Below are 22,429 nucleotides of genomic sequence, written 5' to 3'. Positions count from 1 at the left end.
GAATAGTAGCCTTTTCGACTACTCGCTAAATCATCATGATCCGCACACTGAACACTTCGATGCTGAATACTGGCGCACTGGTGCTGGCGCTCATTCTTGCCTACACCGGCTTCTGCGCCACAGAAAAAATCACCTGGCTGATGGAAGTCACGCCGGTCATTATTGTCGTCCCGTTGCTGCTGGTAACCGTTAAGCGCTACCCGCTGACGCCGCTGCTCTACACGCTGATTTTCTTGCATGCCATCATTCTGATGGTGGGCGGTATGTACACCTACGCTAAGGTGCCGATTGGCTTTGATGTTCAGGAGTGGCTGAATCTGAGCCGCAACCCTTATGACAAGCTGGGCCACTTCTTCCAGGGGCTGGTACCTGCCCTGACGGCCAGAGAGATTTTAGTACGCGGCAATATTGTCCGTGGGCGTAAGATGTTGGCGTTTTTAGTCTGCTGTGTCGTGCTGGCGATCAGCGCCACCTATGAACTGATTGAATGGTGGGCGGCGCTGGCGATGGGTCAAGGTGCAGATGATTTCCTTGGCACGCAGGGCGATCCGTGGGATACCCAGTCAGATATGTTCTGCGCCCTGCTCGGCGCATTAACCACGGTGATACTGCTGGCGCGGGTTCATTGTCGGCAGTTGTGCCGCTATGGGTTAATCACCGTGAACTGATTGCCGGATGTCGCTGACGCTAATCCGGCCTGTACTTTACGCCTTAGCTTCATCGGCGGTTGCTACCGCAACCACCGGTATATCCAGTTGCTCATCCACCGAAGGCACCTTGCGGTACTTATCCAACAAGTGGATCTGGATCCGGCGCAGCGTATCGCCGTTCAGTCGGTAGAAACGGAAGTAGAGGATTAGCGTGACCATAAAAAAGAGTGCCGGTAGCGCTATCATAATGAATTGCATACCCACGATGGTTTCGGCAGACTGCTCAACGTTCGGCAGATAGCCAATTATCCCGAGCACCAGCGCGATAAAGAAAGCAGCAAACGCTGATCCCCCTTTGACCACCATGGTTTGTACCGAATAGGCAATGCTTTCACAACGTACATTGAGCTTGTATTCACCGTAATCGACGGTGTCCGCGACCATAATGACCTGTAGCACCCAGAAAAGCGCCGAACCAATGTTCAGTAAAACCCCGGCAATCACAATCAGCAGGGTATTATGAAAACCCGCTAATGCCATCGCCAACAGCACGCCGCAGCTAAGTACCGGCATTATCGATGCCCCAGCCCATAAGATCCGCCGGGACAACGCTTTCACCAGTCGAGGAAAAAGGATCAGCGTCAGCAGATTAGCCGCACCGGCGTAGGACATGTAGTACGGGAAGAGGGCCGCATCGCCAATTACGTAGGTAAAATAGTAAATAGCAAAACCCGCAATAATATTGGCCGCGATATTGTAGGCCAGCGCCATGCCCAGCAAGCAGGAAAGCTGGTCGTTTTTATAGATAAGTCCGACGATCGCTTTCAAACTCAGGCGACTGCTGTCGGCTGTTGCATCGCTGTCCGACGAATACACCTCATGCACATTACGTAGCGTCACGAATGTCGACACGATAAAGAATGCGATCAGCACCAGCGTAAACATCTGGAAACCAAATCCACGATCGGCCCCGCCAACATAGCTGACAAAGGGCAACGTTACCCCGGCGGTCACAAACCCGGACAAGCTGGCGAAAAAGCGGGGAAACGGCACCAGTTGCTCACGTTCGCGTTTATCCAGCGTAATGGTCGGCACCAGCGACCAGAAGGGAATATCCATAATGGTGTAGGTCATCCCCCACAGAATGTAGGTGACACATACAAAGACAACCTGCGTTGTCCCTTCGAACAGATGGGCGCTAAATAGCAAGAACAGCACCAGCGAGTTCGCCAGGGTGCCGAGTAGAATCCAGGGTTTAAACTTTCCCCAGCGTGAGCGGGTGGCGTTAACAATCCAGCCCATGATAGGATCGTTAATCGCATCCCAAATCCTTGCCGCCAGGAACAATGTCCCGACCAGTCCCACTGATAATCCCACCACATCGGTGTAGTAATACATCAGGTACATGTACACAATACCAATAGCGAAATCCTTACCAAACGCTCCAAATCCATAACTGAGTTTTGTTGTCAGAGATATGCTCATAGGGTATCGGGTCACCGTTACCAGCGCCCGCCTTCTGTAATAGGAAACGTGAGACGTCGGGCGCCGGACATGCTGCCGGCGCGCAAGGGGCTTATCGATGTAACCAGGCCGGTAACCAGTCGCCATGTGAAGCGATCAGGTCGTCCACCAGCGCATAAATCTCCTCAATGCCCAATACTGCCGCGGTATGGGGGTCCATCATTGCCGCGTGATACACCCGATCGCGGTTTTCCGTCAGGATGGCTTCGGTCAGCAGGGTCTGCACATTGATATTGGTTTGCATCATTGCCGCCAGATGCGATGGGAGAGTGCCCACCTTCGTCGGTTGAATGCCATTGGCATCAACCAGACACGCCACTTCCACACAGCAGCCCTGTGGCAGGTTATCGATCAGGCCGTCATTACGCACGTTGCCATAAATCACGCTCGGCTCACCGGTCCAGATGGCATTCATGATCGTGCTGGCATATTCCCGCGACGGTTTAATATCAATCCGCGCCGCCGTTTTGTACTCCTCCAGCTCTTTATGCCAGTTCGCCAGTTGTTCCACGCAACGTTTCGGGTATTCATCCAGCGGCACCTTGTAGCGCTCAATCAGGTCTTCACGTCCCGGCTTAATAAACCACGGCGTATATTCAGCAAAATGTTCTGAAGACTCAGTAACGAAGTACCCCAGTTTTTTGAACATCTCATACCGCACGATGTTCTGGCAGCGGCTATTCCCGTGAATGTTAGGCTTCGGCGCCTGACCGGCTTCATAAGCAGCCAGCAGTTCCGGGTACAGATCCACATAGCTGCCCTCTGCTGTTTTTCGTTCCAGCTCCAGGTAAAACGCCATATGGTTGATCCCGGCGCTACGGTAGCGCAACGTGGCGGGATCGATATTCAAATCACGCGCCAACTCCTCCGCCGTCCCCTGAACAGAGTGGCACAGCCCAACCTGTTTAATCTGCGGATACCGTGCATACATAGCCCAGGTGTTCATCGCCATCGGATTGACGTAATTAAGCATCGTGGCATGCGGGCAGACTTCGGTCATGTCTTCACAAATCTGCCATAAATGCGGGATGGTGCGCAGCGCGCGCATAATGCCGCCCGGCCCCAGCGTATCGGCAATGGTTTGTTCCAGACCATGACGTTTACACACGTCAAAATCAGTGACGGTACACGGCTCATAGCCGCCAATCTGGAAGGCGACAACCACAAAATCGGCATCCTGCAACGCCGCTTTCCGATCGGTATGACAGGTAATGTGACCGGATGCGCCCGCTGAATCCATCAGTTTGCGCACCACAATATGCGATTCTTCAAGGCGTGTGGGATCGATATCCATTAAGGCAATATGCGCAGATTTCAGTGCATCGCGGTGAAAGACATCCCCGAGAATATTTTTGACGAAAATCGTGGAACCGGCGCCGATAAAGGTAATTTTGGGTGCAGACATCATCACTCTCCAGAACGTTGTTGGTCATCGTCAGGATGGCACGCGATGGCGATGAAAGCCTCCGGCTTCTGTAATGAGCATTCCCAAAAACTCAGATCACCTTTCCGCCCACGCAGAATCTGAGTTAATGAGATTAAATTAGCCGAAAAGCAGAGTATGTGGCCCAAAAGCTCTACTATGCTGAGGTCTAATGACTCAATTTGCGTCCCAATTCGCAGTCTTATCTGTATACAAATGGCATGATTCTGAGCATTCAGGAAATGGAGTGACCATGACGACGTTACCGATACCGCTTCTCCCTCCCGATCCACACATGTGCAGTAGCGATGAACAGCAGACCCGCAGCCCGCTGACGCTGTACTCAGAGTATCAACGCATGGATATCGAGCTGCGCCCGCCGCATGCCATGGACTCCAGCCACTGGCACGGCCAGGTGGAAGTGAATGTACCGTTCGATGGCGACGTTGAGTATGTTATCAATAACGAAGTGGTGCAGATAAAACAGGGACATATCACATTATTCTGGGCCTGTACGCCGCACCAGCTCACCCGTCCGGGTACCTGCCAGCAGATGGCGATTTTCAATTTACCGATGCACCTGTTTCTCTCCTGGCCGCTGGATCGCGAACTGATCAACCACGTCACGCATGGCATGGTCATTAAATCACTGGCGACGCAACAGCTCAGCACCTTTGAAGTTCAGCGCTGGCAGCAAGAGGTGAACAGCCCGAACGAACAAATTCGCCAGTTGGCGATCGACGAAATTGGTCTGATGCTTAAGCGCTTTAGCCTGTCGGGCTGGCAGCCGATTCTGGTCAATAAAACCTCGCGCACGCACAAAAACAGCGTTTCCCGACACGCTCAGTTTTATGTCAGCCAGATGCTGAGCTTTATTGCCGACAACTACGATCAGGCGCTCACCATTAACGACGTCGCGGAGCATGTGAAGCTCAATGCCAACTATGCGATGGGAATTTTCCAGCGCGTAATGCAGCTCACCATGAAGCAGTACATTACCGCGATGCGGATCAACCACGTCCGCGCGCTGCTAAGCGATACCGATAAAACGATTCTGGACGTGGCGCTGACCGCCGGGTTCCGCTCCAGCAGCCGCTTTTACGACACCTTCAACAAATTTGTCGGCATGTCACCACAGCAATACCGCAAACTGAGTCAGCAAAGACGACAGTCCTCAGCCCTCTGACCCCGGCAATATCACTATCAGCCAAAAAAATAATTCCCCTGTCGATAAACGACGGGGAAAAATCGCCAAATGCACCAATCAACCATTTGTTTTTAAAAAATAAAAACACAAAATCGCCTGATTTTCGCCCCCTTTACTCCCGTATTTATCAGGTAAATACTTGCCCTCGTCACACATCCTCCACTACGGGAAACAGACGATGAAAGTATTAATTGTTGAAAGCGAATTTCTGCATCAGGACACCTGGGTCGGCCACGCGGTCGAACGTCTGGCGGACGCTCTAAGTCGGCAAAATGTGACCGTCATTAAGTCCACATCATTCGATGATGGTTATGCCATCCTGGCCGCCAATGAGGCCATTGACTGCCTGATGTTCAGCTACCAAATGGAACAACAGGACGAACACCTCAACGTCAGGCAATTGATCGGCAAGCTTCACGAACGCCAGCAAAATGTTCCCGTTTTCCTGCTGGGCGATCGGGAAAAAGCTACCGCATCGCTGGATCGCGATCTGCTGGAGCTTGTCGATGAATTCGCCTGGATTCTGGAAGATACTGCCGACTTTATCGCCGGGCGCGCCGTTGCGGCAATGACCCGTTATCGCCAGCAGCTTCTGCCGCCACTGTTCAGCGCATTGATGAAATACGGCGACATCCATGAATATTCCTGGGCCGCACCGGGCCACCAGGGCGGCGTCGGATTTACCAAAACCCCTGCGGGTCGTTTCTACCATGATTACTACGGTGAAAATCTGTTCCGTAGCGATATGGGTATCGAACGCGCCTCTCTCGGCTCACTGCTTGACCATACCGGCGCATTTGGCGAGAGTGAAAAATATGCCGCCCGCGTCTTTGGCGCTGACCGTTCGTGGTCCGTAGTGGTCGGCACATCCGGCTCTAACCGCACCATCATGCAGGCCTGCATGACCGACAACGACGTGGTCGTTCTGGATCGAAACTGCCATAAATCGATTGAGCAGGGGCTGATCCTCACCGGGGCAAAACCGGTGTATATGGTGCCAAGCCGTAACCGTTACGGCATTATCGGGCCTATCTACCCGCAGGAAATGCAGCCGGAAACGTTGCAGAAAAAAATCAGCGAAAGCCCGCTGACGCAAGGTAAAGCCGGGCAAAAGCCATCTTACAGCGTGGTCACTAACTGTACCTACGACGGCGTCTGCTACAACGCGAAAGAAGCGCAAGACCTGCTGGCACAAACCAGCGATCGTATACACTTCGATGAAGCCTGGTACGGCTATGCGCGCTTCAACCCGATTTACAACGACCACTACGCCATGCGTGGAGAGCCGGGCGACCATAACGGCCCCACCGTATTTGCCACGCACTCCACCCACAAACTGCTGAATGCGCTGTCACAGGCCTCTTACATCCACGTGCGTGAAGGCCGTGGAGCGGTGAATTTCTCCCGCTTTAACCAGGCGTATATGATGCACGCCACCACCTCACCGCTGTATGCCATCTGCGCCTCAAACGACGTGGCGGTCTCAATGATGGACGGTAATAGCGGCCTGTCGCTCACTCAGGAAGTGATCGACGAAGCGGTTGATTTCCGCCAGGCAATGGCGCGGTTATACAAAGAATTCACCGCCGAGGGCGACTGGTTCTTCAAACCGTGGAACAAAGAGGTGGTCACCGATCCACAAACCGGCGAAACCTACGACTTCGCGGATGCTCCGACCCAACTGCTGACCACCGACCAGAATTGCTGGATGATGCGCCCGGGTGAATCCTGGCACGGCTTTAAAGACCTGCCGGATAACTGGAGCATGCTGGACCCGATTAAGGTCAGCATTCTGGCACCGGGAATGGGCGACGACGGCGAGCTGGAAGAAAATGGCGTGCCGGCCGCGCTGGTCACCGCCTGGCTTGGACGTCACGGTATCGTACCGACCCGCACCACCGACTTCCAGATTATGTTTCTGTTCTCAATGGGGATCACCCGCGGGAAATGGGGCACGCTTATCAACACGCTGTGTTCCTTCAAGCACCATTACGATACCAATACCCCGCTGTCACAGGTGATGCCGGAACTGGTAGAGGAACATCCTGACACTTACGCCAACATGGGCATTCACGATCTGGGCGACACCATGTTCGCCTGGCTGAAAGAAAATAACCCAGGTAGCCGCCTCAATGCGGCCTACTCCGGCCTGCCTGTCGCTGAAATCACCCCGCGCGAAGCCTATAACGCGATCGTGAGCGACAACGTTGAGATGGTAGCCATCGAAAATCTGCCGGGCCGTATTGCCGCCAATTCCGTTATCCCTTACCCACCGGGAATCCCGATGCTGCTGTCCGGGGAAAACTTTGGCGATGCCAATAGCCCACAGATAAGTTACCTGCGTTCGTTGCAATCCTGGGACCATAACTTCCCTGGCTTTGAACATGAAACCGAAGGAACGGAAATTATCGACGGCATGTATCACGTCATGTGCGTGAAAGCATAATGTCGCTTTATAGATAGTCCGATGTTTAAGGTAGACATGTCATGCTTGAGTAATTCCTGAGTATTGCTGCAAAACAATAACATTGTCATACCTTTTGCGCGGGGCCACCCCGCGCTTTTTTTATGCAGCGAAAACACGTTGCCACTCGCGTAAATTATTATGTACACCCCAATAATCCCCACAGATATTGTAATTCCTTTGAATCACGCTATTTTATCGCAGGTTTTGATTCATCATACAATTCTATTTAACCGGTATTACTCACCCTTCGGCGAGCGACGGTATTTTATATTCATATTCCAGGAGTTCGGGTATGAGGGTTTGCAGCAAAGAAGCTTGTGTTGTTGTATTAACGGAGAAAGATGTTTGGTTAAGGATTAACGGTAAAGAAGCCATCAGTTTAAAAGCCAACCACATGGCACTGGTGGCATGTGATAATAATATTATCGACTTCTCTTCACTCAATAACGCCCTGGTGGTTCACATCAGTCGCGACATTATTAAAGATTACTTACGATTTTTAAATAAAGATCTCTCACAAATCCCCCTCTGGCAACGCAGTGCCAGCCCGGTAATGACCGCTGCCTGCCTGACGCCGGATGTGTTTCGGGTCGCCGCCCAGCACAGCGTGATGGAAACGCTGAACGAAGGGGAGGCAGAACGGACGCGTGCACTGCTGTTCACCGTGCTATCACGCTTTCTCGACAGCAAAAAGTTTCTCCCGCTGCTGATGCATATGTTACGCAGCCGCATTAGCGACAGCGTTTATCACATCATTGAGAGTGATATTCATAAAGACTGGAACTTGAGTTTGGTCGCCAGTTGCCTGTGCCTGAGCCCCAGTTTGTTAAAGAAAAAGCTCAAAAATGAAAATACAAGTTACAGCCAAATAATTACCACCTGTCGCATGCGTTATGCCGTCAATCAATTATTGATGGACGGAAAAAACATATCTCAGGTGTCGCAACTGTGCGGATATAACAGTACGTCATACTTCATCTCTGTATTCAAAGAGTTCTACGGGATGACCCCACTGCATTATGTTAGCCTGCACCGGGAACAAACGGCCGCCTGATTTTTAATCATTTAGCAATAAGCCATAATAATATCAGCATTGGCGATACTCACCTTTCGCCATAATTCAATCATCTTCTGCGGAGGTATGATACGTCGTCATTTATCCTTATCAGGAGTTAAGAAATATGTCGACGGATGCTGATGCTCACAAAGTGGGCTTAATCCCCGTCACCTTAATGGTGTCGGGGAATATAATGGGTTCCGGTGTATTCCTGTTACCCGCCAATCTGGCGTCAACTGGCGGGATTGCAATCTACGGATGGCTGGTCACGATTATCGGCGCGCTGGCGCTGTCGATGGTGTACGCCAAAATGTCGTCCTTAGACTCCAGTCCCGGTGGTTCTTACGCGTATGCCCGCCGCTGCTTCGGTCCCTTCTTAGGCTATCAAACCAACGTCCTGTACTGGCTGGCCTGCTGGATCGGTAACATCGCGATGGTGGTCATTGGCGTGGGTTACCTGAGCTACTTTTTCCCCATCTTAAAAGATCCGCTGGTGTTGACGCTGACCTGCGTCGCCGTACTGTGGGTCTTCGTGTTGCTGAATATCGTCGGGCCAAAAATGATCACCCGCGTGCAGGCCATTGCTACCGTGCTGGCACTGGTGCCCATTGTCGGGATTGCCGTATTCGGCTGGTTCTGGTTTCGCGGTGAAACCTATATGGCAGCCTGGAACGTCAGCGGCATGAACACCTTCGGCGCGATCCAAAGTACCTTGAACGTCACCCTGTGGTCATTCATCGGGGTAGAAAGTGCTTCTGTGGCTGCGGGCGTGGTCAAAAACCCTAAACGTAACGTTCCTATCGCCACCATTGGCGGGGTACTGATTGCCGCCGTCTGCTACGTGCTTTCTACCACCGCGATTATGGGCATGATCCCTAACGCGGCGCTGCGCGTTTCGGCTTCACCATTCGGCGATGCGGCACGCATGGCATTGGGTGACACCGCAGGCGCGATTGTCTCCTTCTGCGCAGCGGCCGGGTGTCTCGGCTCACTGGGCGGCTGGACGTTGCTTGCCGGGCAAACCGCAAAAGCGGCGGCCGACGACGGTCTGTTCCCACCGATTTTCGCCCGCGTCAACAAAGCCGGTACGCCGGTTGCCGGGTTAATTATCGTCGGGATCCTGATGACTCTCTTCCAGTTCAGCAGCATGTCACCGAACGCCGCCAAAGAGTTTGGTCTGGTCTCTTCTGTCTCAGTCATCTTCACGCTGGTGCCTTACCTGTATACCTGTGCCGCCCTGCTGCTGCTGGGCCATGGTCACTTTGGTAAAGCACGTCCTCTGTACTTGCTGGTCACCTTCGTGGCATTTATCTACTGCATCTGGGCAGTGGTCGGCTCGGGTGCCAAAGAAGTGATGTGGTCATTCGTGATGCTGATGATCATCACCGCGCTGTATGCCCTTAATTACAACCGGATCCATAAAAATCCGTATCCACTGGATGCCCCAGTTAACAATAATTAATGTAAGCAGCAGGGGTGCATATAGGCCGGACAAGGCATCGCAGCCATCCGGTATTAAGCCAATCTTAAGTTCTTAAGGTTGGCTTAACTTTACTTTGCGAGGATCTGCCCCACTTAGTCGATGGAATTTCCTCTTCATGTTAAAGCACCTGTTTAAAAGACCGACTCTCGGGCATATCAGCTGGCTGCTGCTGATCTCTTTTTATCTGGCCACCTTTCTGAACGTCGCGTTCTATAAGCAGGTGCTGCAAGACCTCCCGCTGGACTCCCTGCGCAACGTGCTGGTGTTTCTCTCCATGCCGGTGGTGGCCTTCAGCGTCATGAACATTGTGCTGACGCTGGCTTCATTCCTGTGGCTTAACCGCCCGTTGGCCTGCATTTTCATTCTGGTGGGTGCCTCTGCCCAGTATTTCATCATGACCTACGGCATCATCATTGACCGCTCGATGATCGCCAATATGATGGATACCACGCCCGCTGAAACCTTCGCCTTGCTGACGCCGCAAATGATCATCACGCTCGGGATAAGCGGTATTCTGGCGGCGATCATCGCCTGCTGGATCAAAATTAAACCAACGACGCCGGTATTGCGTAGCGTGCTGTACCGGGGGGCAAATATCCTGGTCTCGGTACTGCTGATCGTGCTGGTCGCCACCTTCTTCTACAAAGATTACGCCTCACTGTTTCGCAACAACAAAGAGCTGGTTAAATCCCTCAGCCCGTCCAACAGCATCGTCGCCACTTCGTCCTGGTATTCACACCAGCGCCTGGCCGATTTGCCGCTGGTGCGTATTGGTGAAGATGCCCACCGCAATCCGTTAATGCTGAAAGAAAAGCGTAAAAATCTCACCATCGTGGTGCTGGGAGAAACCTCGCGCGGGGATAACTTCTCGCTGTCGGGGTATTCACGCCAGACCAACCCGCGGCTGGAAAAAGATGACGTGGTCTATTTCCCGCGCACCACGTCCTGCGGGACGGCGACGGCGGTGTCCGTCCCCTGCATGTTCTCCGACATGCCGCGTGCACACTACGATGAAGAGCTGGCGCACCACCAGGAAGGCGTACTTGATGTCATTCAGCGGGCGGGAATCAACGTGCTGTGGAATGATAACGACGGCGGCTGTAAAGGCGCATGCGACCGCGTACCGTATCAGAATATGACCAAACTGAATCTGCCGGGGCAGTGCATCGACGGTGAATGCTACGACGATGTTCTGTTCCACGGACTGGAAGAGTACATTAACCATCTTCAGGGCGACGGCGTGATTGTGCTGCATACCATCGGCAGTCACGGCCCGACCTATTACAACCGCTATCCGCCGCAGTTCAAGAAATTCACCCCAACCTGCGACACCAATGAGATCCAAACCTGCTCGCAGCAACAACTGGTGAATACCTACGACAATACCATCCTGTATGTTGACTATATTGTTGATAAAGCAATCAATATACTGAAAGCGCATCAGGACAATTTCACCACCAGCCTGGTCTATCTTTCCGATCACGGTGAATCGTTAGGGGAAAACGGCGTCTATTTACACGGCCTGCCGTATTCCATCGCACCAGAAACACAAAAGCATGTACCGATGCTGCTGTGGTTGTCAGAGGACTACCAGCAACGCTACCAGATCTCGCAAACATGTTTGCAAAAACGGGCCAGCGCAGAAGACTTCTCACAAGATAATCTGTTCTCCACCCTGCTGGGATTAACGGGCGTACAGACCAGGAATTACCAGGCGGCAGATGATATTCTGCACCCATGCCGGGGAGGCTAACTGAATGAAAATTCTGATTGTTGAAGACGATACGCTGTTATTACAGGGACTGATCCTTGCCGCCCAAACGGAAGGCTATGCCTGCGACGGCGTGTCAACCGCCCGTGCCGCAGAGCAATGTCTGGAGACCGGGCATTATAGTCTGGTGGTACTGGATCTCGGTTTACCTGATGAAGACGGCCTGCACTTTCTCAACCGCATCAGGCAGAAAAAATACACGATTCCGGTGCTGATCCTCACCGCCCGCGATACGCTCAAAGACCGGGTTGCCGGGCTGGACGTCGGTGCCGATGACTATCTGGTCAAACCGTTCGCGCTGGAAGAACTGCATGCCCGTATTCGGGCCTTGCTGCGCCGCCATAACAATCAGGGCGAGAGCGAGTTGACTGTCGGTAACCTGACGCTGAACATTGGTCGTCGCCAGGTATGGATGGACGGGCAAGAGGTTATCTTAACGCCGAAAGAGTACGCGCTGCTGTCGCGCTTGATGCTCAAAGCGGGCAGCCCGGTACACCGGGAAATCCTGTATAACGATATCTACAGCTGGGATAACGAACCGTCGACCAATACGCTGGAAGTTCACATTCACAACCTGCGCGATAAAGTGGGTAAAGCCCGTATTCGCACGGTCAGGGGATTTGGCTACATGCTGGTTGCCACTGAGGAAAGCTAAGTGAAGCTGATACGTTATTTAAAACAGCCGCTGCCCCTGCGCCATCGCTTGATGATAACGATCGGCCTGATTCTGGTGGTCTTTCAGCTGATTAGCACCTTCTGGCTGTGGCATGAAAGCACCGAACAAATACAGCTGTTCGAACAGGCGTTACGCGAAAACCGTAACAACGATCGCCACATCATGCATGAGATCCGCGAGGCCATCGCCAGCCTGATCGTCCCCGGTCTCTTTATGGTCAGCCTGACGCTGCTGATTTGCTATCAGGCAGTGCGACGGATCACCCGCCCGCTTGCCAACCTGCAAAAAGAGTTAGAAGCGCGCACGGCCGATAACCTGACCCCTATAGAGATCCGCAGCTCTACCGTTGAGATACAGGCGGTCGTCACGGCACTGAATCAGCTGGTGACGCGACTCACCAACACTCTCGACAATGAGCGTCTGTTTACTGCCGACGTCGCTCACGAGCTGCGCACACCGTTATCTGGCGTTCGCCTGCACCTGGAATTACTGTCAAAAACCCACAACGTGGACGTTTCACCGCTTATTGCCCGCTTAGACCAAATGATGGACTGCGTGTCGCAGCTGCTGCAGCTTGCCCGCGTGGGTCAGTCGTTTTCAGCGGGGAATTACCAGCATGTCAAACTGCTGGAGGACGTCATACTGCCTGCCTACGATGAACTCAGCACCATGCTGGATCAGCGGCAACAAACGCTTCTATTACCCGAGAGCGCTACCGATGTCGTGGTGCGTGGCGACGTTACGCTGTTGCGTATGCTGCTGCGTAACTTAGTCGAAAACGCGCATCGTTACAGCCCGGAGGGCAGTAATATTAGAATTAGCCTGAATACTAGCCCGGAGGCGCAGATGGTCGTTGAAGACGAAGGGCCGGGCATTGATGAAAGTAAATGCGGGGAGTTAAGCAAAGCATTTGTGCGCATGGACAGTCGTTTTGGCGGTATTGGACTGGGGCTGAGCATTGTCAGCCGCATCACCCAGCTCCATCGCGGGCAATTCTTTTTGCAAAATCGTACTGGGGCCACCGGCACCCGAGCCAGCGTAGTACTGGAGAAAGATCAGTAAGAGCTCACCCACACGTACACAAAGCTGCTCACAATCAGCAGGCTGCACACGGTGGTTAAACTTTCATAGATACGGGTTTTCATGACACTCTCCTCCGATAATATGGAGGAGAGTTTGCCTGACAGAGATTAAGCCAACCTTAAGGCCACGCGCCGGATGGCGGCTAACGCCTTATCCGGCCTACTGAGTACAACGCTACCCGTAGGCCTGAAAGCTGCGCGCCATCAGGCAATAACACGATTACTCATCAATACGCGGATGCTGCTGGACCAGGCGTGAACGCTTAACCTGCAAATCCGCAATTTCCTGATCGATATCTTCAATCTTCTGCTCGATATTATCGTAGTGCTCGCCGAGGATTTCTTTCGCTTCCTGAATATCCGAAGCGGCAGGCGTCGCCCCTTTCAGCGGCTGGTTAGCGGTCTCTTTCATGGTCATACCGGTAATTAAACCGACCACCGCAACCACCATCAGATAGTAAGCCGGCATCATCAGGTTCTGCGAACTTTCCACCAGCCAGGCGGCCAGCGTCGGTGTCAGACCAGCAATCAGTACCGAAATATTAAATGCCGCAGCCAGCGCACTGTAACGAATGTGCGTCGGGAACATTGCCGGTAACGTTGACGCCATCACCCCGGTAAAGCAGTTGAGGATCACCGCCAGCATCAGTAAACCGGCAAAAATCAGGCCGATGACGTTACTGTTAATCAGGATGAAGGCCGGGATGGCCAGCACAAACAGCGCAATACTGCCCATGATCACAAACGGTCGACGCCCGAAACGGTCACTCAGCAGCCCCATTATCGGTTGCACAAACAGCATACCAATCATAATGGCGATAATAATCAGCACACCATGATCTTCAGAGTAATGCAGGTTATGCGACAGATAGCTCGGCATGTAGGTGAGCAGCATGTAATAGGTGACGTTGGTGGCAATCACCAGACCGGTACACGCCAGCAGACTACGCCAGTGTTTAGTGGCGATTTCTTTAAACGAAACCTTCGGCCCTTCCTGCAGCCCCTGGCGATCGCCCTGTTCCAGCTTATCGACATGCTGCTGAAACGCCGGGGTTTCTTCCAGCGCGTGGCGCAGATACAAACCAATCAGTCCTAACGGCAGCGCGATAAAGAACGGAATACGCCAGCCCCACTCAAGGAAGTTTTCCTCACCGACGACGGTCGAGATCAGCACGACTACGCCCGCACCCAGCACAAACCCGGCAATCGAGCCAAAGTCCAGCCAGCTGCCCATAAATCCGCGCTTACGGTCCGGGGAATATTCCGCGACGAAAATCGAAGCACCGGTGTATTCCCCGCCCACCGAGAATCCCTGCGCCATCTTACACAGCAACAGCAATATTGGCGCCCAGATACCAATCGAGGCATACGACGGGATAAGCCCAATACAGAAGGTGCTTATCGACATAATGACAATGGTGATAGCGAGAATCTTCTGGCGACCGTATTTATCGCCGAGCATACCGAAGAACAGTCCGCCAAGCGGTCGAATCAGAAAGGGAACGGAGAAGGTGGCGAGTGCAGCAACCATCTGCACGCTGGGGTCAGCCCCCGGAAAGAACACTTTACCTAATGCGTAAGCAACAAATCCATAAACGCCAAAATCGAACCATTCCATCGCATTACCCAGCGACGCTGCGGTAATGGCTTTTCGCAGTTTACCGTCATCAATAATGGTGACGTCGCGAAGCGTAATGGGTTTTATTTTTTTCCTTTTTAGCATACCAGTCCTCATAGACTTAGCCCTGTCGCGCACGAGACTCTCCCAACGCAGCATGCGCTAAGGTCATCGCCGAGCGGGGAATGCACAGGCGCAATCCCTGTAACAAGCGTAGCAGGTTTACTTACACTGAACGGCAATGCGCAGTACAACCGAACCTGTTGACGCCTGATTGGGCGGTTAATGACCTCTTTACCCTAACAGTGTTTAAATCTGTGATCAACTTCACACATAGTATTTCATTTCGTCAACCTGCGTAAATAAGGTCATTCTTAGTCAACTTTTTTACACACCAGGGTTGCGATTAATTCCCTATTTACTACAAGTAAAAATCGCTTTTCAGCATCAACAATCACGAACGTCATTATTACCCTGCCAGGCAAAAAAACACCTAATCCCGTTACAACTTATTCACAGGTTTTTTAATAATCGGAAGCTTTAGGAATTTTTGCGTGAAATATGTGATGAAGATAACTAAAACGCTGTTTTATTTTGATTGAATCATCGTTCTTATGAATGCACACTAATTCCAGACGCACTATCCCTGGGGGCAATGACATGCTCAACGTATGCCGCGTTAGATTTTAAAAAACAAAGAGATAGCTTTTTTTCTTTGTTAAGACTTACGAATAACTTGTTGAATTTAAATAATATTTTGTTTTATTGCGCATTTATCATCGGCGATAAGATATGAGGACGTTTATGAAAATTAAGGCCACGATTGAACGCATCCCCGGCGGAATGATGTTGATTCCTCTGTTATTAGGTGCGGTGTTAAATACGTTAGCTCCCGATACCGGTGCGTATTTCGGTTCATTTACTAAAGGGATGATTAGCGGCACCGTTCCCATTCTGGCCGTGTGGTTCTTTTGTATTGGTGCTTCTATTGATTTACGGGCAACCGGCACGGTATTACGCAAGTCCGGTACGCTGGTATTAACCAAAATCGCCGTGGCCTGGGCAGTGGCAATGATCGCCGCATCATTCATTCCTGATACCGGTATTCAAACAGGATTCTTTGCGGGTCTTTCCGTCCTGGCAATTGTCTCTGCAATGGACATGACCAACGGCGGTCTGTACGCCAGCCTGATGAACCAGTACGGCACTAAAGAAGAGTCCGGCGCATTTGTCCTGATGTCTCTGGAATCCGGCCCGCTGATGACCATGGTCATTCTGGGTTCTGCAGGTCTCGCCTCCTTTGAGCCACACCATTTCGTTGGCGCCGTATTACCGTTCCTGATTGGTTTTACGTTGGGTAACCTGGATCACGACCTGCGTACTTTCTTCAGCAAAGCGACGCCGGTACTGATTCCGTTCTTCGGTTTCGCACTGGGGAACACCATTAACCTGAGCGTTATCGTTGATACCGGTCTGCTGGGTATCCTGCTGGGTGTCGCGGTCATCGTGATTACCGGTATCCCGCTGATTATTGCTGACCGTGTGATTGGTGGCGGGAACGGTACGGCGGGCGTAGCGGCTTCTTCTGCAGCCGGTGCTGCGGTAGCAAACCCGGTCATTATCGCCCAGATTAACCCGGCATTTGAACCGGTTGCCGCCTCCGCTACCGCGTTGGTTGCCGCCAGCGTGATTGTCACGGCGATTCTGGTCCCGATTATCACCGCCCTGTACGCCAAACGTTTTAACAAAACACCGGTCGTCACAGAATCGACAACCGCGCCGGCAGACTCGTTACACCACTAAGTCCGCTGCGTACTCACCGTCCCTTCTCAGCCTCTGCGAGGGGACGGTGCAAAAATCTCCTCAACCATCGCATCCACCAGTCGCTTCGCCGAACACAGTCGCGGCATCCCCAGCGCCACATTTTGCCAACGCTGCGTCACCGACCCGCTCACCGGATGCTGCTCCATATCACACCAGTCGCCCAACCAACTCAGCATATCGTTATGCTCGCGTGATCCCCCTGCGGGAGGTGAACTGAGCCATTGATGATAATAATGACGCGTGGTGGGTGCGGCATTCACACTGTGCGCCAGCGCCTGGGTCGCCATAGTGCGTAGATTATCTTTGAGCATCGCCACCACATCGGCATTGCCCAGCCGACAAGCATCACCAAACGCGCCCCAGCGCAGCTCTTCCAGCGCGACAAAACAACGCCCCGGCAGCGACCAGCCGTCATACGCCCCCGCCCGCCAACGGGTAAAAATTTGTTCGCTGTGTTCACCCGCCTGAACGGTCAGCCCGCGCTGCGTCAGCGCCTTCTCTTTATAAGCACTGCGTTGGCTAAACCAGCTGGAGAGCGTATTGATCTGCTGCATAATGCCGGGCGTGGATTGCCCGCGCGGACGTTCCGTCTCTTGCAGGAACGCCAATCCTTCGGTAATACGCACCAGCGCCAGATGACCGGGGTCAATCATGCTCGCCAGTTTTTCCACCAGCTTCAGGCGCATCATCAGATGCTCGCTGGAGACGCCCGCCAGAACCCACGCCCGCAGCTGTGTCTGGGATAACACTTCCTGCGTCAGGCGCGCGCGCAGACGCTGCTGCTGTTGCAGAAAACCGCCGGAACGTTTGGTTTCATCTCCCTGAACCAGATCGACCATAAACTTTGGGTAGACGCACTCCAGCGCCCGCCCGGGGCCTTCCAGTAACACGTTAGTCATGTATGCTCAGCTGCAAAAAGGGTATGGATATCATCACGTAGCAAGCGGGAGTCTTCATAAATCCATGACGCAATCGTAATACGGTGCTGCAGTTGTTCACTCAATGCGCTCACAGCAGATTCATTTTGCTGACGCAGGATCAGACTCTCACGCAGGCTCGCCTGCAATTGCGTCAGACACAGCGAAAAATCGGCAAAAAACGTCGCCATACCTGCCGTAACAGAAATATCGACCTGCGCCACTAAAGCTTTACGAATTTGTTGGCAAAACAGCGTAACGTACTGCCCAAGGCTGTTGTGCAGTGCGTTGATATCAATCAGGTACCGCGTTTTTGCGGCGACATCATCATTCCATCCCCAGTTAGGCTGATTCAGCCAACGTGAGAACGTATCCCGCACTCCGCCCGCAGAGGATGTGCCTTCATCCAACGGCGTATCCTGCTCAATCGCTTCGTTAAACAACTGGCGGGTATTGAAGTTAAACATCGCCGAATGAAACGCCGGAAAGCGGATCCGGGCACGGAATCCGGCATGGCTTAACTCCTCTTTCACCCGCTGCTCAATGGGTCGTATGGCGTCATTTAACGCCCGCGACAACGTCGACTCAAGTTGCTCAAAGCGCAGGGCTAAATCGCGGCTGATGCTCTCCTGTGCCGCCAGCAGGACGACTTCACAGGCGGAACGAATTTTATCTAACACAATTTTCGCTTGCCCTTCATCATGCAGCACCAGCATTTCTCCGGCCATTTCCGCCGCCGCAGCGCCCGACCCCATACCGTGTCGTGACATCCTCAGCACGCTTTCTTTTTCAAACAGCCTATCGATACTGCCCAGGATCTCAGCCTGCTGCTGATTGAGAAACGCGGTGGTCGCCTCCAGTGCCAAATCAACTTCGTGTTTAACCTCATCGCTGACCTGCTCCTGACCCACCTGGATCTGCTGCATATCCTCTTCAATATGGTCGATGTTCAGCTGCAGCTTGTCACACGCGACCGTTAATCCGTGATAGCGAAACTCAAGGTATTCGTGTGCGCTTTGCGCATAGTTCAACAGCTTATGGGACGCGGAGCGGAGCGCATAGAGCGAGGCATTCGCGTAGGCGGCATAAATAACATTCTGAATCGGCTGCTCAAACAGCGAGTCTTGCCACAGTAAATCGGCAGCATGCCGAATATGCTCGGTATCATCCAGATCGGCGGTACGCCAACGCCGACCCAGCGCCGCTTCGGCAAAATCCTGTACCCAACGTTGTTGCTGGTGATCCGGCAGCCGCCCGTGAGTCATCAGTTCATGACGTGCGCGGTTCGCCAGATACCCCCACATGGAAGACACCGGATAAATACGCTCAGGCGTAATACCGCCCTTCATCAACGTGCCAGAAATCAGCGCCCGCACCTGCTCTTCATCATCGCTATTACGGTCTTTTTGATCGAATTTATTGACCAGGGCATACAGCGGTACCGATTTACCCACCGCGGTGATCGCCTGGCGAACTTCCTCATCCGAAATCGACTTCAGTTGGGTATAGTCCATCACCGCCAGTACCGCAGACGCCCGCGCCAGCTGTTCCTTCAGCATCTTTTGTAAGTGCGGCTGTCCGGCTTCATTCGGCCCCGGCGTATCCAGCAGGGTTAACTGCCCCGGATAATTTGCCTGCCCGGCCAAATGCACAAACTCAACCTCAATCACCGGAATATACTCAATGGCGGCGTACGCAGAAAAAGGAAAATCAACCTCCAGCGCTTTTGACAGACGCACCAGATCGTTCAGGCTCTTGAGGCACTGGAAAATAGGTTCGGCACCTAAATAGGTGCGCTCGAACGCCACACCGTTTTCAATACGCAGCAGCAGCGTATTCATATCTTTATCAATTTCCAGCTCATGGCTAAGAGACTGGCGATCGCACTCGCGCACACGCTGCTGCAAGGTTTTCATTAAGGCATCAATCGGCGCGACATGAGAAAAATACAACACCGGATCTTTCTGGCCTGGCGTATGGCGGATCAGCGTCGGCAGGGCCGTCATCGGACGATTACGATTGGGTAACACTTCCGTCCCCACAATCGCATTAATCGTCGTCGACTTTCCCGCTTTCATCGTGCCGACAATGGCCAGTACCATTTCCAGACGCGTGACCTTCCGTAGCTCATTATTGAGCGTTGCTTGCTGGACATCCATGCCACGCGCAGTGAAATGCAGGGGCTGTACGTGCCCGCTATGCTCACCTTTTTTCAACGCGACATCATCCAACGACGTCGTCGGCAATTTTTTCAACTGCCTGAGATGGTCAAGAGAGAGCATCAGCAAGCGTTCAGCTTCCTGACTTAATTCATATATTGTCTGTGTGTACATGGAAAATTTTTCCTTAACGCAAATAATCTTACTTTTATTCAGCCAAATCTTTTTATTTATGAATTTTCGGCTTTTATCATTACGTGTGGAAATAATTAAAATCAAAATAACTAATTGATATTATTAAATTAAATTTGTTTTATAACCGCTGGCCCGATGCCTCTCCCTTACTGTAATAAGTAAGAAAGATAAACAGAGTAGTTCAGTTTTGAAAAATGCCAGTTTAATTCCCCTACCTAAATTAAGGGGGATGCGATATCCACTTACAATAACTAAGCCATTCTGAGAGCCATGTTATCAATGAATATCAGGTGGTTCGCCTCACCTTAACTTAAATAACAAAGCGGAGCAATTTCCCTTAAAAAATATTCCGCCAAACGTGCAAGTAGTGGAAAGTACAGGTATTGAGACCTTTATCTGCGCCGTGCCTCAGCGCTTAATCAGACAGTAGTCCCGACAACCGCAGGGATTTTATGTATAATTGCGGCCTTTTTCGGCAATCTGCCATTTTTTGGGCGCTTTTGCCCCTGCTGACTTTTGAGGAAATCCACATGTCATTACCACACTGCCCACAATGCAACTCCGAATACACCTACGAAGATAACGGCATGTTCATCTGCCCGGAATGCGCTCACGAATGGAACGATGCTGAACCTGCGCATGACGGCGACGAACTGATCGTGAAAGACGCTAACGGTAATCTGCTGGCCGACGGCGACAGCGTAACCGTCGTGAAAGATCTGAAGGTCAAAGGTAGCTCTTCCATGCTGAAGATCGGTACCAAAGTGAAAAACATCCGCCTGGTGGAAGGCGACCACAACATCGATTGCAAGATTGATGGATTCGGACCGATGAAACTGAAATCCGAGTTTGTGAAAAAGAACTAATTTTGTTGGCCGGATAAGGCGTTAGTCGCCATCCGGCTTTTATTGCCCGGTGGCGCTTCGCTTACCAGGCCTACGCTAACTACACTTAACGGGCTTCTTTTACCTGAGGTAAAGATCATGTCGTTAAGTCCCTACATCTCTTTTGCAGGCAACTGCGCTGACGCCATTGCGTACTACCAACAGACGCTGGGCGCAGAACTGCTCTACAAAATCAACTTCGGTGAAATGCCCCAGTCGGCGCAGGACAGTGAAGAGGGTTGCCCTTCTGGAATGAAATTCCCTGATACCGCCATAGCCCACGCCAACCTGCGCGTTGCGGGCAGCGACATCATGATGAGCGACGGCGTCGCGACGGGAAAAGCCCATTACTCCGGCTTCACGCTGGTCCTCGACACGCAGGATGTCAACGAAGGGAAGCGCTGGTTTGACAACCTGGCAGCAACAGGTCAAATCGAAATGGACTGGCAGGAAACATTCTGGGCGCACGGTTTCGGTAAAGTCACCGACCAGTACGGTGTGCCGTGGATGATCAACGTCGTCAAACAGCAGCAGCCCCCCACGGAGTAATCCTACGGGAGGCTTGTCCTCCCGTACTGTCATCAAATATCGCTCAACTCTTCATCTTCGAGTAACCATCCCTTAACGAAAATGTCACATTAATCCGCCACGATGGGGCCACTTTTTTAGGGAGGCCGCATCATGCAAACGGTTATTCGCGTCGAGAAACTCTCCAAATCATTCAATCATCATCAGGCGCTGAATGCGGTTGATCTGACTATCCATTCCGGTGAGATGGTGGCTCTGCTTGGGCCATCAGGTTCCGGCAAATCCACCCTTTTACGTCATTTAAGCGGGTTGATTACCGGTGATAAATCGCCAGGTAGCCACGTCGAGCTATTAGGCCGCACGGTACAACGTGAAGGCCGACTGGCGCGTGACATCCGCAAAAGCCGTGCCCATACGGGCTATATCTTCCAACAGTTCAATCTGGTGAACCGTCTCACCGTGCTGGAGAACGTGCTGATTGGCGCCCTCGGCAGCACGCCGTTCTGGCGCACCTGTTTTAGCTGGTTTACGCCACAGCAGAAGCAACGGGCGTTACAGGCGCTGACCCGCGTTGGCATGGCCCACTTTGCCTACCAGCGCGTTTCTACGCTCTCCGGCGGACAGCAGCAGCGCGTCGCCATCGCCCGCGCCCTGATGCAACAGGCAAAAGTGATCCTCGCCGATGAGCCGATTGCCTCGCTGGACCCGGAATCTGCACGCATCGTGATGGACACCCTGCGCGACATTAACCAGACCGACGGCATCACCGTCGTGGTCACGCTGCATCAGGTGGATTACGCCCTGCGCTACTGCGAACGCATTGTTGCGCTGCGCCAGGGACACGTCTTCTACGACGGCAGCAGCCAGCAGTTTGATAACGAACGTTTTGACCATCTCTACCGCAGCATGAACCGCGTCGACCAGAACGCACAGGCTGCCTGACATCCCCACAATGAGGAATGGA

The 22,429-nt window shown here is 52.5% G+C and carries 18 protein-coding genes; 12 read left to right on the top strand and 6 right to left on the bottom strand.

Features of this window, described 5'->3' with window-relative positions:
* The first annotated feature begins 35 nt into the window (after window positions 1–35).
* A complete protein-coding gene (locus FCH32_RS20770) occupies window positions 36–668 on the top strand; it encodes a DUF2238 domain-containing protein (protein WP_174361451.1) in 633 nt (210 codons plus the stop codon).
* A 36-nt stretch (window positions 669–704) separates the two neighbouring features.
* On the opposite strand, the gene melB is transcribed toward FCH32_RS20770, so the two are convergent.
* Together melB and melA are read right to left on the bottom strand one after the other, a co-directional pair.
* The gene (gene melB, locus FCH32_RS20765; RefSeq protein ID WP_174361450.1) at window positions 705–2,135 is read right to left on the bottom strand and encodes a melibiose:sodium transporter MelB; all 1,431 of its coding nucleotides are present in this window, start codon (window positions 2,133–2,135) and stop codon (window positions 705–707) included.
* Between the two features lie 91 nt (window positions 2,136–2,226).
* The gene (gene melA, locus FCH32_RS20760; protein ID WP_115259658.1) at window positions 2,227–3,582 is read right to left on the bottom strand and encodes an alpha-galactosidase; all 1,356 of its coding nucleotides are present in this window, start codon (window positions 3,580–3,582) and stop codon (window positions 2,227–2,229) included.
* A 268-nt stretch (window positions 3,583–3,850) separates the two neighbouring features.
* On the opposite strand from melA, the gene melR reads away from it, so the two are divergent.
* From melR to pmrB, 7 genes are all read left to right on the top strand, one after another.
* On the top strand, window positions 3,851–4,783 hold the full coding sequence (gene melR / locus FCH32_RS20755; protein ID WP_117343567.1) for a transcriptional regulator MelR: 933 nt from the start codon (window positions 3,851–3,853) through the stop codon (window positions 4,781–4,783).
* 199 nt (window positions 4,784–4,982) lie between these two features.
* Window positions 4,983–7,250: an arginine decarboxylase gene (gene adiA / locus FCH32_RS20750; protein ID WP_174361449.1), complete on the top strand. Its 2,268-nt coding sequence runs from the start codon at window positions 4,983–4,985 to the stop codon at window positions 7,248–7,250.
* 313 nt (window positions 7,251–7,563) lie between these two features.
* Complete coding sequence (locus tag FCH32_RS20745; protein WP_096758641.1) at window positions 7,564–8,325, top strand: AraC family transcriptional regulator; 762 nt, start codon at window positions 7,564–7,566, stop codon at window positions 8,323–8,325.
* A gap of 127 nt (window positions 8,326–8,452) precedes the next feature.
* Entirely contained in the window at window positions 8,453–9,790 is a 1,338-nt protein-coding gene (adiC, locus tag FCH32_RS20740) for an arginine/agmatine antiporter (RefSeq protein ID WP_096758642.1), read from the top strand.
* 136 nt (window positions 9,791–9,926) lie between these two features.
* Window positions 9,927–11,564, top strand: a complete 1,638-nt coding sequence (gene eptA, locus FCH32_RS20735; protein ID WP_174361448.1) for a phosphoethanolamine transferase EptA — start codon at window positions 9,927–9,929, stop codon at window positions 11,562–11,564.
* Between the two features lie 4 nt (window positions 11,565–11,568).
* Window positions 11,569–12,237 carry a two-component system response regulator PmrA gene (gene pmrA, locus FCH32_RS20730; protein WP_117343571.1) on the top strand — a complete coding sequence of 223 codons (669 nt, stop codon included), beginning with the start codon at window positions 11,569–11,571 and terminating at the stop codon, window positions 12,235–12,237.
* Between the two features lie 9 nt (window positions 12,238–12,246).
* Window positions 12,247–13,320, top strand: coding sequence for a two-component system sensor histidine kinase PmrB (gene pmrB, locus FCH32_RS20725; RefSeq protein ID WP_174361454.1), 1,074 nt, complete (start codon window positions 12,247–12,249; stop codon window positions 13,318–13,320).
* Here pmrB and pmrR read toward each other — a convergent pair.
* Complete coding sequence (pmrR, locus tag FCH32_RS20720) at window positions 13,314–13,403, bottom strand: LpxT activity modulator PmrR (RefSeq protein WP_096758646.1); 90 nt, start codon at window positions 13,401–13,403, stop codon at window positions 13,314–13,316. The genes pmrB and pmrR overlap by 7 nt on opposite strands.
* 157 nt (window positions 13,404–13,560) lie before the next feature.
* Window positions 13,561–15,063: a glycine betaine/L-proline transporter ProP gene (gene proP, locus FCH32_RS20715; protein WP_115259664.1), complete on the bottom strand. Its 1,503-nt coding sequence runs from the start codon at window positions 15,061–15,063 to the stop codon at window positions 13,561–13,563.
* A gap of 699 nt (window positions 15,064–15,762) precedes the next feature.
* On the opposite strand from proP, the gene kdgT reads away from it, so the two are divergent.
* Entirely contained in the window at window positions 15,763–16,761 is a 999-nt protein-coding gene (gene kdgT / locus FCH32_RS20710) for a 2-keto-3-deoxygluconate transporter (RefSeq protein ID WP_096758648.1), read from the top strand.
* Between the two features lie 26 nt (window positions 16,762–16,787).
* On the opposite strand, the gene FCH32_RS20705 is transcribed toward kdgT, so the two are convergent.
* A complete protein-coding gene (locus FCH32_RS20705) occupies window positions 16,788–17,681 on the bottom strand; it encodes a diguanylate cyclase regulator RdcB family protein (protein WP_135912708.1) in 894 nt (297 codons plus the stop codon).
* Window positions 17,678–20,032, bottom strand: coding sequence for a clamp-binding protein CrfC (crfC, locus tag FCH32_RS20700; RefSeq protein ID WP_174361447.1), 2,355 nt, complete (start codon window positions 20,030–20,032; stop codon window positions 17,678–17,680). The genes FCH32_RS20705 and crfC overlap by 4 nt, the downstream gene beginning before the upstream one ends.
* Before the next feature lie 551 nt (window positions 20,033–20,583).
* On the opposite strand from crfC, the gene FCH32_RS20695 reads away from it, so the two are divergent.
* From FCH32_RS20695 to phnC, 3 genes are all read left to right on the top strand, one after another.
* Window positions 20,584–20,919, top strand: coding sequence for a zinc ribbon domain-containing protein YjdM (locus tag FCH32_RS20695; RefSeq protein WP_117343575.1), 336 nt, complete (start codon window positions 20,584–20,586; stop codon window positions 20,917–20,919).
* Window positions 20,920–21,036: 117 nt separating this feature from the next.
* A complete protein-coding gene (gene yjdN / locus FCH32_RS20690) occupies window positions 21,037–21,486 on the top strand; it encodes a VOC family metalloprotein YjdN (RefSeq protein ID WP_096758652.1) in 450 nt (149 codons plus the stop codon).
* A 132-nt stretch (window positions 21,487–21,618) separates the two neighbouring features.
* Window positions 21,619–22,407: a phosphonate ABC transporter ATP-binding protein gene (gene phnC / locus FCH32_RS20685; RefSeq protein WP_115259667.1), complete on the top strand. Its 789-nt coding sequence runs from the start codon at window positions 21,619–21,621 to the stop codon at window positions 22,405–22,407.
* Window positions 22,408–22,429 lie beyond the last annotated feature (22 nt).

The sequence above is a fragment of the Citrobacter gillenii genome (assembly GCF_013337685.1).
GTDB classification, from domain to species: Bacteria; Pseudomonadota; Gammaproteobacteria; order Enterobacterales; family Enterobacteriaceae; genus Citrobacter; species Citrobacter gillenii.
This window is presented reverse-complemented; position numbering and strand designations above follow the sequence as displayed.

Coding starts and splice junctions, on each gene's coding strand:
- FCH32_RS20770 (WP_174361451.1), top strand. CDS start 36: ATGATCCGCACACTGAACACTTCGATGCTGAATACTGGCGCACTGGTG.
- melB (WP_174361450.1), bottom strand. CDS start 2,135: ATGAGCATATCTCTGACAACAAAACTCAGTTATGGATTTGGAGCGTTT.
- melA (WP_115259658.1), bottom strand. CDS start 3,582: ATGATGTCTGCACCCAAAATTACCTTTATCGGCGCCGGTTCCACGATT.
- melR (WP_117343567.1), top strand. CDS start 3,851: ATGACGACGTTACCGATACCGCTTCTCCCTCCCGATCCACACATGTGC.
- adiA (WP_174361449.1), top strand. CDS start 4,983: ATGAAAGTATTAATTGTTGAAAGCGAATTTCTGCATCAGGACACCTGG.
- FCH32_RS20745 (WP_096758641.1), top strand. CDS start 7,564: ATGAGGGTTTGCAGCAAAGAAGCTTGTGTTGTTGTATTAACGGAGAAA.
- adiC (WP_096758642.1), top strand. CDS start 8,453: ATGTCGACGGATGCTGATGCTCACAAAGTGGGCTTAATCCCCGTCACC.
- eptA (WP_174361448.1), top strand. CDS start 9,927: ATGTTAAAGCACCTGTTTAAAAGACCGACTCTCGGGCATATCAGCTGG.
- pmrA (WP_117343571.1), top strand. CDS start 11,569: ATGAAAATTCTGATTGTTGAAGACGATACGCTGTTATTACAGGGACTG.
- pmrR (WP_096758646.1), bottom strand. CDS start 13,403: ATGAAAACCCGTATCTATGAAAGTTTAACCACCGTGTGCAGCCTGCTG.
- proP (WP_115259664.1), bottom strand. CDS start 15,063: ATGCTAAAAAGGAAAAAAATAAAACCCATTACGCTTCGCGACGTCACC.
- kdgT (WP_096758648.1), top strand. CDS start 15,763: ATGAAAATTAAGGCCACGATTGAACGCATCCCCGGCGGAATGATGTTG.
- FCH32_RS20705 (WP_135912708.1), bottom strand. CDS start 17,681: ATGACTAACGTGTTACTGGAAGGCCCCGGGCGGGCGCTGGAGTGCGTC.
- crfC (WP_174361447.1), bottom strand. CDS start 20,032: ATGTACACACAGACAATATATGAATTAAGTCAGGAAGCTGAACGCTTG.
- FCH32_RS20695 (WP_117343575.1), top strand. CDS start 20,584: ATGTCATTACCACACTGCCCACAATGCAACTCCGAATACACCTACGAA.
- yjdN (WP_096758652.1), top strand. CDS start 21,037: ATGTCGTTAAGTCCCTACATCTCTTTTGCAGGCAACTGCGCTGACGCC.
- phnC (WP_115259667.1), top strand. CDS start 21,619: ATGCAAACGGTTATTCGCGTCGAGAAACTCTCCAAATCATTCAATCAT.